We start from the raw sequence: 12,272 nt of genomic DNA, 5'->3' as shown, positions 1-12,272 counted from the left end.
CCGAGTGCGAGCGCTGCCTGCCCCTCGGGCGCCGCGGCGCCGATGCGGCCGGCGAAGCTCGCCTGCTGGGCGGCCCCGCCCGCCGCCCAGGCGAGGAACAGGCGATGCAGGCCTTCATCCAGCGAATGCTGCGCGGACGGCGCGCCTTCGCCCTCCTGGCCGTCCAGCCCCCAGCGCACGCCGGCCGCCTGCATCCAGTCGTGGACCGTCTCGAGCCCGCTCTCGTCCAGCCCGAAGCGCGCCGCCACCGGCGCCTGCTGCAGCAGGTCGAAAACGCGGCTCGCGGGGAAACGTCCGGCCGCCAGCTGCAGCGCCTGGTCCAGCACCTTCGCCACCGGGCTCTCGCGCGTGCCGCCGAGGCCGGTGATGCGCCACGGGATGCGGCGCGCCGGAGGTGCGGTGCCGAACACCGCCTCGATCAGCGGCGCGGCGCCTTCGAGGTCGGGCATCAGCACCACGACGTCGGACGGGCGCAGCGCCTCGGGCGTGTTCGCATGCGTCCTGAACAGCCCGAGCAGCCGGTCGTGCAGCACCTCCAGCTCACGCGTGCGCGAATGGCAGACATGCACTTCGATGCTGCGGTCGCTGGCCGCCAGTCGCACGCTGGCCGGCGCCAGCTCCTGCAGGTCGAGGATCGCGTTCTGCAGCTGGGCCAGCAGGTGGCGGCCGGGATGGGGTGCGAAGGCCGCGTCCTCTTCGACCGCGTGCTGGCCCTCGAACAGCAGGCCGATGTGGGCGTGTGTCTGCTTGCCCCAGGCCGCGAGCAGGCTGTTGCCGGTCTCGAAGAACATGTCCTTCTGCTGCACCGCCAGCCACGACAGGCGGCGCGCATCGACGATGTCGAACCAGAATTCGCGGCAGGGGTTGAGCACGTACAGGCGCACCTCCACCACGCGCGACAGCTCGCGCAGCATGTCGAGGTAGAGCGGCGGCAGCGCCGGCAGGCCGAACACATGCACCGAGGCCGGCAAGCCGACCGCGGCAAGCTCGTCGCGCGACATCGCCGTGACGCGGCGCAGGAAGGCCTGGGCCGGATGTTCCTGGCGCAGCGCCAGGCCCTCGCGGATGCGACGCCACAGTTCCGCCTGCCAGGCCTCGTCCTCGCGCTCGAGCGCGCTGGCGCCCGCCTCCAGCACCGAGCCCTGCCCGCCGGCCCACTGCTCGAGCCAGCGCGGCCGGTAGGTCAGGTAATGGTCGAACACGCGGGCGATGCGCGTCGCCAGCTCGAGGCGCATGCGTGCATCGGCCCCCTCGAGGTAGCGCCCCAGCCGCGGATGCGCCGCCACCCATGCACCGCGCGCGTCGGCCGGATCGAGCAGGACATACACCCGCCACGCGAGCAGGGCTGGCGAAAAGGGCGAGCGCTCGGGCACCGGCACGACGCGGCCGATCTGCTGCCACAGCCATTGCGCGAGGTAGTCGAAGCGCAGGTTGGCGCAGACACCTTCGCGGTCGGCGACGGCCAACTCCGCCTTGCGCCGCAGCGCGCTGCTCGGAATCACCACCTGGCGCTGGCCGAACGGCCCCGGCTGCTCCGCCGCAAGGCCTTCGAGCAGGGCGTCGAGCAGGATTTCGAAGCGGTTCGAGAAGCTCAGATGGAACATGATCGGGCCGCCGGGCTGCGCATGGGGGACGCGGCACCGGCGGCGGGCTGTCGGGTCGGGCCCCGATTATACGGGCAGCGCCCGGCGCGGCCCGGCACGCGTCCGCCTAGGAGTCTGCGCGGCAGAACTCCAGAGCGTGTTTTTTAGCAGAACGATTGGCGAACCGAGAGGTGCGGCAAGAGACTGAGGCCGTGGTTAAGTTGCTTTGCGACGTCGCGGCGCGCATGCCGGACGGCAACGGGGACAGGTTTGCCCCCTTTTCCCGTCATGCCGTCCTCAATGTGCTCATCCTGCGCAGGTTCAGCGCCATACAGACGAGCTTCCACTCCGCTTTGACGCGCTCCAGGCCCCGCAGGCTGAACTGCCGGAATCCCAACACGTTCTTGATCCAGCCGTTGGGCGGTTCGGCGATCCATTTCCGTTTTCGGTAGGCGCTCTTGCCCGCCTCGCTCTCGAGCTTGTCGGCCATCTGTGCGGTGTGCGGATTGCGTTCGCGGTCGAAACCGAGTCGGCGCTTGCCTTCCCGGCCCAGCGCCACCACCAGTTCGGTCCCGCACCCGTCGAGTTCCCGGAACGTTTGCTCCGAGCGGTAGCCGGTGTCGGCCAGCGCCTGGCGCGGTCGTTGTTCGACGTTGTCGCGCACGGCCTGCAGTACCCCCGCCAGTTGCCCGGCGTCGCTGGCGTTGTTGGTCAGTTCGGCCGCCACGATGATGTGGGCGGTCTCGTCGACCGCCGTCTGGGCGTTGTAGCTCGGATCGAACCCGCCGCCGGCGCGCTTCATGATGCGGCTGTCCGGATCCGTGAAGTTCTCCTGCGCCTTGTCCTCGGGCACTCCAAAGTCGCGCTTGTAGCGCCCGCCCTTCGGTTTGCCGTCACCGCCGCGCGGGCGACGGTCGTCATCGTCGCTGCGCCCGCGCGCCTGATCGGCCTCGCGCTGGCGCTGCTCGAGCCGCGCCCGGGCTTCAGCAATCGCCGTCAGCCGCGCCTCGCGCCGCGCGATCTCGGCCGGCACATCCAGCTCGGGCTCGTTCCGCTCGGCGTCGTCGGCGGCCTTGGCCCGATTGAGCAGCGCCTCGATCTGCCGTTTCAACTCGGCCTCCGCCTTCACCATATGGCCGTAACTCATCGCCTTGTGGCGGCTGGCGTTTGCCTTGACCTTGGTGCCGTCGATGGCCACCGTCCCGAGCTTGACCAGCCCCATCTCGCGGGCCAGTCGTACCACCTGCACGAACAACTCGCTCAGCTCCTTCAAATGGACAGCGCGAAAGTCGCTCAGCGTGCGGTGGGCCGGGAAGTTGTCTGCCGCCAGGACCCGGAACGCCACATCCTCGTGCAGCTTGCGCGCGATCTTGCGCGAACTGAACACGCCCGTGGCGTACGCATACAGCAGCACCTTGACCATCATGGCCGGATGAAACGGCTGGTTGCGCGGTCCGCCACCGGCATACCGGGCGTGGAACGCGCTCAGGTCCAACCCGTCGACCGCGTCGCTGATGAAGTACGCCAAGTGGCCTTCGGGTAGCCACTCCTGCAGCGCCTGGGGCAGCAGCATCTGCTGCTGCGGGCAATAGGGCAGATAGCTCGTCATCTCGACAGTCTACCGGCCCCGAAACGCCCGGGAGGACTTAACTCACCGACGCTTGGCTTCTGCCGCGCAGACTCCTAGCCCGCGGACGACGCCGGCAGCTCGGGCTGGTACTCCATGACGCGGCCCCGCCCCTGGCGCTTGACGACGTAGCAGGCATGGTCGGCCGCATGCAGCACCTCGGCGACGCTCTCCATCGTGCCGTCGATGATGGCGAAGCCGATGCTGGCGCCGATGCGGAATTCGCTACCCTCCCACACGAAGCGCAGCTCGTGCACCGCCTCGCACAGGCCGTTGGCGATGCGGTAGGCATCCGCGCTCGTGCAGCCGCGCAGGATCATGGCGAACTCGTCGCCACCGATACGGCACACGATGTCCTCGGCGCGCAGGCGCTGGCGGATCAGGTCCGCGACCTTGCGCAGCAGCGCGTCGCCGGCGGCATGGCCAGCGGTATCGTTGACCACCTTGAAACGGTCGAGGTCGATGAAGCACAGCGCGCCACGATCGTCCGCACGGCGCGAGGCGACGACCATTTCTTCGAGCGCCTGCTCGAAGGCGCGGCGGTTGGGCAAGGCCGTCAGCGGGTCATGCAGCGCCTGATGGGCGAGGCGCGCAGTCGCTTCGTCGATCTTCGCCTGCATCAGCTTGTGGGCGCTGCCAATGGCGCGCGCCATCGAGTTGAAGCCCTGCTGCAGTTCGCGCAACTCCTCGCTGGCGGCCTGGTCGGGCACCTGCACGTCCAGATCGCCCGCCGCCATGTGCCGCACGGCATCGACCAGGCGCGCCACCGGATGCCCGACCTGGTTGGCAAGCCGCGTGGCAAGCAGTGCAGCAAACACCAAGGTCACGAAGGCGAGGCCGAGGGTGCTCAGCATCGTCGCCTGCCACTCGGCGTCGAGTTCGCTCGTGTCGAGTTCCACGTACACCCAGCCGACCGGCAGCGGCACACCTGCCTCCTGCCCCCCGATCTCGTCGACCACCAGCGGCACCGAGATGACCGGCGCGGCGAAGCCCTTGCGACCGTCGCGCTGCTCGAGCCGGGAGGGCTGGCGCACCGCCTTGACGCGCGCCGGATCGAGCAGTCGCGCCTCGCCGTGGGAGGCGATGAGTTCGCCGCCGCGTTCGTAGAGCGCCACCGCGGCGACATCGGGTTGCGCGACCAAGGCCTGCAGCAGGCCATCGAGGATGCCTGCATTGCCGGAAATCACGCCGTACTCCGCGGCCGGCGCAAAGAAACTGACGATGGCGACACCGCGCTCGATGATCGCGTCCTGGGTCATGCGCTCGCCGCGCTGCAGGAACAGTCCTGCCATTGCGGCGACAAGCAAGGTCACAGGCAGCAGGACAGTCAGCAGCAGGCGCTGGCGCAGGGGCAATCTTGCAGGATTCATGGCTGGTCACCCGTAGCGATGAGGCGCAGCAGTTCAGCGTCGTCCGCCACGCTCAAGCCGAGCGCACGGGCAACCTGACGGTTGACGGCGATATCGAAGGAGGCCGGTCCGCGCGGCGGCGGCAGCTGGACATCGTCGTCCTTCTGCGTGCGCAGCCACGCGATCAGGTCGGCGGCGACCTGTTCCGGTGTAATGAAGATGGCCGCCAGCGCCCCCGCGCTCACGTAGGCGCGCGAGAACGCGACGATCGGCTTCTGGAAGCGGTAGCTGGTGAGCAGGATGGAGCGTGCCGCGGAGGGGGTCGACAACAGGGCGTCCGGTACCGCGACGAAGCTGTCGCTGTCGCGCAGCACCGTCTCCAGCGCACGGATCAACGCACCTTCATCGCCAACCACCTGGGCGACCAGGCCGAGGCCTGCCCGTGTCGCCGCCTGTTCGAAGGCGGCCAGGTTCCCCTGCTCCGGACCGAGCAGGACCCCCGCGCGCCGAGCGTCGGGCTGCACCGCCTTCAGCAGGCGGAACTGGCGCTCCAGGGGCTGATCAAGCACGAATGCCGACAAGGGTCGCTCCGGATGTGCCTGGCGCAGGCTCTCGAAGCGCGACTGGCCGATCATCACGGCCAGCGTCGGGCGCGCCTGCAGGCGCAGCGCGGCGGCGAGGGCCGCATCGCCGCTCGTCACGACGAGGTCGGCGCGGGCAAGCGCCACGTCGTCGAGCCCCTCGGCCGGCGACCCGGCATCGAATACGCGATGGCCCAGCCCCGCCGCAGCGCGAATGAACGCCTGCGCGAAAGCGGCATGCGGCCCGTCCCGCTGCGATACGACAACGGCGACGTCCAGCGCGGCGCGGACGGGTGCGGCAAGGCCGATCAGCAACCCGGCCAGCAGCCAGATGCGAACGCGGAGCCCCCACCCTCGATGCATCGGCGGGCTTACCAGCTCAGGTTGAGGCTTGCGAACAGCCGGGGCTCATGGCGATAGCGCCCTTCGTGGAAATCCACGTAACGCCCGCCGAGACTCTGCGCGACGATCGCCACCTCGCTGCCCGAACCGGGTGCACCGAAGCTGCGAGCCAGCTTGAGGTCGAAGCGATCCTGCTCGGGCACCCTGTCGCCATCGTTGAGCCAGTTCATGACCGCGTGCCGGTAGTAGCCAAGGCTCGCGCGCCAGCGATCGGGCAGCTCCTTGACCAGCAACAGCGAGGTGATCGAGGTCGGCGCGCTGGTCTCGAAGTCCGGATCGAGGATGTCGCGGTCGGCGTCGATGTCGATCACCGCCTGCGACAGCACGACCCGTCCCCAGCCCGACCGGTGCCAGTCAACGCTGAACTCGCCCCCCGTCATCGTGAAGCTGCCAGCGTTCTGGATCAGGAAGGAGCGGGGCCCGCGGCTGCTGTTCAGATCATGCTCGAACGGGACGTAGCCCGCTGGCGCGGGGGGGCACATCCGTCGCCCCGGCTGTACCCGGTAGTAGCAACTCTGGTCGTCGATGTAATCCGTATAGCGTTTGTGGAAGGCCCGCGCATCGAGCCCCAAGCCGAGTTCGCGGAAGATCGCCGCGTAGCCGATCTCGATGTGCCTCACGCGCTCGGGCTGGACATCCTCTCCAGCCCGCAGGAAGAGCTGCTTGATCTGCGAACCGATGCGCAACACCTGCTCGGCATTGGACTCGACCAAGGACGGTGTCCGGTACGACACCCCGCCCGACAGGCGCAGCGCCGACTCTGGCGTGAGCGCGTAATTGAGCGCGAATCGCGGCGAAAACAGCGAGCCGCTGTAATGATGGTCCTCGAGCGTGCCGCCGAGGTCGAGCTTCAGGCGCTCGACCGGCGACCACACGACGCTGCCGAAGAGCTGGCTGCTGGTGCCGCTGAGCGTGCCACGGGTGTTGAACATCGACTGCGCACGCGCCGCCTCGCGCCGCACGCCTGCCCCCACCATGAAGCGCCACACCGGCGACAGCGTCGCGCTGTACTGCACCTCGAGGTCGTCACGGCGAACGTCGCTGTTCATGTCGAGCGGAATCACCAGCGGCGGGTAGCGGGTATTGAGCCAGGACGCGCGCATCCGTTCGTCCTGATGGTAGTACTGGACCGTCAGCTCGGAATCGACGGCGAAGCTCCGGCGCCAGCTCAGATGCAGGAAGTTCGAGCGTGCATCGTCCTCCCGCAGCGGCTCCTCGAGGTCGCCGGGAATGCCGCGATCGCTCGTTCCGTCACTGAGTCCCAGCATGAGCCCCAGTTCGTCACGCGTCGACAACTGCGCAGTCGCACTAAAGTTGAGCACGGAGCGGGCAATGGTCTCGCGCGGATTCACGTCGCCGCCGTCGTCCAGGTAATTGCGGAAGTTGTCCGCACGCCGATGCGAACCCGACAGGCGCCAGTCGATCGGGGACTCGGTACTGCCGTTGACCCGGAAACCGTGGTCGTAGAAGCCATCCTTGCCCAGGCGGGATATCACCCGCGCCCCGCTTTCGGTCGAGGGTGAGCGCGTGATGAGGTTGATCACCGCCTGGAAGGCATTCACGCCATACGCGGCGCCATTCGGCCCCCGCACCACCTCGACCCGCTCCAGATCATCCACGCGCAGGGGCAGGTCCTGCCAGTTGGTATTGCCCCACAGCGGGCTGTTGACGGTGCGCCCGTCGATCATGACCTTGATGCGACGGTCGTACGCGTCGCCGAGGCCGTGGTTGGCCACCGTGGGTGACCCCTCCGCCCAGTCCGCGACCAGGAACCCGGGCACCAGCCGCATCAGGTCGTGGATCTCGGTGAAGCCCGAGGCCTGGATCATCTCGCGGTCGATGATCGTCACCGCAACCGGCGCATCCACCGTCGACTGCGCCATGCGCGAGGCGGTGAGCACGATCGGGATGTCGTCGAAAAACGCATCCGCCGCCAGCGCGCCGGGCATGGGAGCAGACACAGCGAGCGCGCTGATACCCAGGGAGGCAAAGCGAAAGGGACTGCGGACAGGCACGTTAACTCCATTCGGCACAAGAGTTTTTCCAGCGTCGCAACTTTGCAGGCGCCAGCCCGCGGCGTCCACCCCGGCGCACGGTCGAGCGCGACAATCCTCACACAGGGACGCGACCATCAGGTACTGCTGGCCGCCAGCGCACGCACGCCGTCAGCGACGAACTCCACTGCCAGCGCGGCCAGCACCAGACCCATCAGGCGGGTCATGATGTTCAGCCCCGTCTGACCGGCGAAGCGGCTGATGCGCCCGGCCATGCGGAAGCACACCCAGACGACCGCGCCAATCATCGCGCCGATCACCAGCAAGGCCAGCATGTCCCACCAATGCTCGACACGCTCGGAATGGATGATCACCGTGCTGACCGTTCCGGGGCCGGTCAGCAGCGGAATGGTCAGGGGCACCACCGCGATGCTGGAGCGCTCGGCCGCCTCGTGCTGCTCCTCGGGCGTGGAGCGGATGCGTCCCGGCTCGGCATTGAACATGTTCAGCGCAAGGATGAACAGCAGGATGCCACCGCCCACCTGCAGCGAGGGAATCGAGATGCCGAACACCCCGAGCAGCCCCTGGCCGAACAGTGCCGCCACGCCGATGACGATCGCGGTGGCGATCGCCGCCGTGTTGATCGTGCTCCGCCGCTCGTGCGCCGACTGGCCCGCCGTCAGGCTGAGGAACATCGGGATCGCGCCGAAGGGGTTGATCAGGGCCAGCAGGGTGATGAAGACCTTCAGCGTTTCCATGGGTTCCGGCTCCGGTGCACGCCGCTGATGCGCGGCCGGTGCAGGGCGTGGAGGATAGCGCAAGCTTGTTAAACTTGCGGCACTCACAAGCTTGTTAAACTTGCGGCACTCAGTAACCCGCCCCCGTGTTCCGGGGCTTCCACGACCGAAGGCGCCATGGCCCGCACGCACCCCGAAGGCTGGCAGCAGCTCCCCGCCACCGGCGCCCGTGGTCGCGAGAGGGCCACCCTCGAGCAGCTCGCCGCGGCGCTGCCGCGCGACTGGACCATCTACCACGGCCTGCACTGGACACGCGCCGAAGGCGCGCACCTGGTGTTCGGCGACATTGCCTTCGTCGTCATGGGCCCGACCGGCCGCGTGCTGCTGATCGAACAACACGCCGGCTTCCTCGACGAGACCGCGCAGGGGCTGATGCGCCCTGGCCGTCGTCGCCCCCAGCACGTCAGCCATGAACTTGCGCGCAGCGCCGACGCCTTGCGCGCCCGGCTGCGTCCGCTGCTCGACGGGGCCGAGCCGCAACTCGAGATCCTGCTCTACTGCCCCGACTACACGGTGCGCCAGCCCGGCAGCGCCGGCCTTGACCCGGCGCGCATCGTCGACGCGAGCCGGCGCGAGGCCTTCTTCGCCACCGTGCAAGGCCTGACCCACCACGACGGCGACCCGCCACCCGAGCCCGCCCGGCTGCAGGCGCTGCACCGCTTCTTCGCCGACGTGCTGGAGCTGGTGCCCGACGTGCAGGCCCATGCCGGCCAGGCCGACGACCTCACCACGCGGCTGTCGGGCGGCCTGACCGAATGGGCGCGCCGCATCGACATGACGCCGCACCGCCTGCGCGTCGTCGCCACCGCCGGCAGCGGCAAGACCCAGCTCGCGCTGGCCGCCTACACCGACGCGCTCGCCGCCGGTCGCCGGCCGCTGTACGTCTGCTACAACCGTCCGCTGGCCGACCACTTCGCCCGCATCGCCCCCGCAGGCGGCGAGGTCGCCACCTTCCACCAGCTGTGCGACCGCCGCCTGCGCGATGCTGGCCGGCCGCCCCGCTTCGGCGCGCCGGGTGCCTTCCGCCGCATGGAGGCCGATTTCGCCGCGCTGGTCGCGACGCAACCGGAGCCGGCCTGGCAGTTCGACGAGCTGATCATCGATGAAGGCCAGGACTTCATGGAGCCCTGGCGCGACGCGCTGCTCGCCCTGCTCAAGCCCGGCGGCCGCGCGTGGTGGCTGGAAGACCCGCTGCAGAACCTGTACGACCGTCCCGCCGTCGCGCTGCCCGGCTGGGTGCGGCTCACCGCCGACACCAACTACCGCACGCCGGCCGACGTCCTCGCCCTGCTCAATGCCCGCCTGCCCCTGCCCGCTCCGATCCGCGCCGGCAGCCCGGTAACCGACAGCGAGCCCGAAGTGCTGGCCTGGCACGACGACGCCAGCCTGCTGGACGCAACCAAGCGCGCCATCACGCGCGCGCTGGGCCTGGGCTTCCGGCGCGAGATGATCGTGCTGCTCACCTTCCGCGGCCGCGAGCACTCGCGCTTCACCCCGCTGGAGCACCTCGGCCCGCACCGCCTGCGCGCCTTCACCGGCCGCTACGATCTGCTCGGCGAACCCGAGCATTCGCAGGGCGAATTGCTGATCGACTCGGTCTATCGCTTCAAGGGCCAGTCGGCGCCCTGCATCATCTTCACCGAGATCGACTTTGAGACAACGAACGGGGCCATGGACGAACTGATCATGCGCAAGCTTTTCGTCGGCGCGACGCGGGCGACGATGAAGCTGATCCTGGTGCCATCGGAGCGGGCGACGGCCCACCTCGCGCCGGGGTGATGCGCCGGCTGCGCGGGACTAAGATGAGGACACCGCAGCCCTAAGACGGAGGCCAGCATGAGCCACAAGCACCGCAGCATCCTGCAGGCGATCTTTCATGAACCGCCCAGCGGCAACCTGCACTGGCGCGAGGTCGAATCGCTGTTGACCCATCTGGGCGCGACCGTCGAATCCGCCCACGGCGCGCGCTTTCGGGTGGTGCTGAACCGCCACGAGTTCTTCCTGCACCATCCGCACCACGGCGGCGATTTTCCGAAGCAGGCGGTCAAGCAGCTGCGCGAGTTCCTCGCCGGCGCGGGCGTGACGCCTTCGCTCTACGACGAGCAGGCGCGCGGCGAGTAGCGACTCGCGAGTGCGCGTCGCTCAGTCCGCGGCGCGCACGCTGAAGACGGCATCGTCGTCCCAGTGCTGCAGCAGCACGCGGGCAACGCGGTCCTGCCACAGCGCGGCAAAGCGTTGGCGCTCGGCCTCGTCGGCTTCGCCGCGCACGCAGCGGCCGAGCAGCAGCATGGTGTCCGGGTGGGCCGGCACGTGCGACAGGTCGGACGCGACGTCGACCGCCGCGCCGGTGTCGGTGCGGGTGACGCGGACCGACAACGGCAGTTCGTGGCCGAAATCCTGCAGCCCGCGCCGCGCGAACCGACCGCCGATCCCCTTGAAGCCGCCGTCCTGGGCAGCGCCGGTGAGCAAGGTGAGTACGCTGGCGGTCACCCCGGTGACCCCCTCCTCCAGGCGGCTGGCGAAGGCGAGGCGAACGCCCCCGCGCTCGGGCAGGCTGTCCGGATACAGCGCGGTCAGCGCGCGGCAGCCGAGCACGTAGGCGGACGCGACCGTGGGGCACGAATGACCGGCGAGCTTGACCGCGTCGGCATAGCCGTACTCCAGCAGGCCATCATCGGCCGCGCCGAGAAAGGCCGCCAGCGCATCGCGCACGCGCAGCGTGGGAACCTGGTCGAAGAAGGCGGGGAATTTCACAGGCACGCTCCGGGCACAATTGAGGACGAAGCCTGCATTGTCCTCAGCCTGCCGCCCCCCGCCTTGATACGGCTCAGGTCCGCCGGCGGTCGGCGGCACATGCCGCGCTGGCGGGGTGCTCAGACCGCGAGGTCGATCTGGCTTACGGTGCCGGCGCGGCCGTCCTCGCGCAGGTAGATGCTGCTCGCCCGCATCTCGCCCAGCGTTTCATTGGCGGCGTTGCGCAGGCTGAACGGCGTGTCGACGCGGCCAAGGTAGAAGGCGCCCACGCCCGCCTCCTTCAGCGTCTGCACCCGGCCGCGACCTTCGGCGTCGGGTTGCCAGACGCGCAGTTGCGACCACGCGGCGTCGGATTCGTCGATCCAGCCATTGCCATCGTCGTCGAGCGCGGCGAGTTCGGCAAAACCGTCGCCGCTCGCCGGGCCGAAGAGCTCTCGCCCGTCGTCGATGCGCCCGTTGGCGTTGCGGTCGAAGGCGAGGAAGCCCGTGCCCCCCACCATCGGCAACTGCTCCTTGGTGCCGTCGCCGTCGAGATCGAAGTCGAAGCGCAGGTCGGACAGGGCCGATGCGGGTCCGCCGAAATCGAGCACCAGCGGGTCCTTCACGCGCTGCTCGCCCACGCGCAGGCTGGCCGAGACCGACTCGCTGTAGCTGCGCGACATCGTGAAGCCCAGCTCGAAGCGGATCTCCGCGCCGTCCGCGGTGCGCACCACCCCGGAGGCCGCGAACGAGGTGGTCTCTGACTCGGCGTAGGTGGCGCTGAAGTCGTAGGCCATGCCGAAGCCGGCGCCCTGACCGCCCGCGGCACGGCCGCCGGCACCCGGCGACAGCTCGGCGTCGGCTGCCTGCAGGCGCTCCAGATCGCGCGCGCTGAAGCGTTGCACCGGCTTGCCGGTGAGAAACTCGATCATGCGGATCAGCATCGACAGCTTCGGATCGTGCTCGGCCGCGTCGTCCAGGCTGGCCGAATCCGCCGCCCGGGTATCGGCAGTGGCCGCATCCGCAAGCTGGGCGGCACGGCCGGCGGCGGAGATGTTCACGCCGTCCTGGCGGACCTCGGGCAGGGCGGCATCGCCACGCCACACCTCAAGCCGCTCGCTCGTCTCGAAGGACTGGCTGAACTGGCGGGACGATTGCAACTCGACATTGAATGACGCGATTTTCACAGCAGGCACCTCAGGCGCA

The 12,272-nt window shown here is 69.2% G+C and carries 10 protein-coding genes; 2 read left to right on the top strand and 8 right to left on the bottom strand.

Features of this window, described 5'->3' with window-relative positions; all coding sequences use genetic code 11:
- The 6 genes from C664_RS16295 to C664_RS16270 form a co-directional block, all read right to left on the bottom strand.
- On the bottom strand, positions 1 to 1,604 hold a 1,604-nt coding region (locus tag C664_RS16295; protein ID WP_004264227.1), incomplete at its 3' end, for an exodeoxyribonuclease V subunit gamma.
- A 265-nt stretch (positions 1,605 to 1,869) separates the two neighbouring features.
- Positions 1,870 to 3,192 (bottom strand): IS1182 family transposase, encoded by a 1,323-nt coding sequence (locus C664_RS16290; protein ID WP_004251208.1) that lies wholly within the window; start codon positions 3,190 to 3,192, stop codon positions 1,870 to 1,872.
- Positions 3,193 to 3,266: 74 nt separating this feature from the next.
- Positions 3,267 to 4,580: a sensor domain-containing diguanylate cyclase gene (locus tag C664_RS16285; protein WP_038012150.1), complete on the bottom strand. Its 1,314-nt coding sequence runs from the start codon at positions 4,578 to 4,580 to the stop codon at positions 3,267 to 3,269.
- A complete protein-coding gene (locus C664_RS16280) occupies positions 4,577 to 5,503 on the bottom strand; it encodes an ABC transporter substrate-binding protein (protein ID WP_004264221.1) in 927 nt (308 codons plus the stop codon). The genes C664_RS16285 and C664_RS16280 overlap by 4 nt, the downstream gene beginning before the upstream one ends.
- Positions 5,504 to 5,511: 8 nt before the next feature.
- Positions 5,512 to 7,557: a TonB-dependent receptor plug domain-containing protein gene (locus C664_RS16275; RefSeq protein ID WP_198291542.1), complete on the bottom strand. Its 2,046-nt coding sequence runs from the start codon at positions 7,555 to 7,557 to the stop codon at positions 5,512 to 5,514.
- A 116-nt stretch (positions 7,558 to 7,673) separates the two neighbouring features.
- Positions 7,674 to 8,294 carry a MarC family protein gene (locus C664_RS16270; protein WP_004264217.1) on the bottom strand — a complete coding sequence of 207 codons (621 nt, stop codon included), beginning with the start codon at positions 8,292 to 8,294 and terminating at the stop codon, positions 7,674 to 7,676.
- Between the two features lie 156 nt (positions 8,295 to 8,450).
- Between C664_RS16270 and C664_RS16265 the strand changes: the two genes are divergently transcribed.
- Positions 8,451 to 10,112: an ATP-binding domain-containing protein gene (locus C664_RS16265; protein WP_004264216.1), complete on the top strand. Its 1,662-nt coding sequence runs from the start codon at positions 8,451 to 8,453 to the stop codon at positions 10,110 to 10,112.
- Between the two features lie 57 nt (positions 10,113 to 10,169).
- A complete protein-coding gene (locus C664_RS16260; RefSeq protein ID WP_004264213.1) occupies positions 10,170 to 10,454 on the top strand; it encodes a type II toxin-antitoxin system HicA family toxin in 285 nt (94 codons plus the stop codon).
- Positions 10,455 to 10,475: 21 nt separating this feature from the next.
- Here C664_RS16260 and C664_RS16255 read toward each other — a convergent pair whose 3' ends face one another.
- Together C664_RS16255 and C664_RS16250 are read right to left on the bottom strand one after the other, a co-directional pair.
- On the bottom strand, positions 10,476 to 11,087 hold the full coding sequence (locus tag C664_RS16255; RefSeq protein WP_004264211.1) for a hypothetical protein: 612 nt from the start codon (positions 11,085 to 11,087) through the stop codon (positions 10,476 to 10,478).
- A 119-nt stretch (positions 11,088 to 11,206) separates the two neighbouring features.
- Positions 11,207 to 12,253: a hypothetical protein gene (locus C664_RS16250; protein ID WP_004264209.1), complete on the bottom strand. Its 1,047-nt coding sequence runs from the start codon at positions 12,251 to 12,253 to the stop codon at positions 11,207 to 11,209.
- Between the last annotated feature and the right edge of the window lie 19 nt (positions 12,254 to 12,272).

Source organism: Thauera sp. 63 (assembly GCF_000310165.2).
Lineage (GTDB): Bacteria > Pseudomonadota > Gammaproteobacteria > Burkholderiales > Rhodocyclaceae > Thauera > Thauera humireducens.
This window is presented reverse-complemented; position numbering and strand designations above follow the sequence as displayed.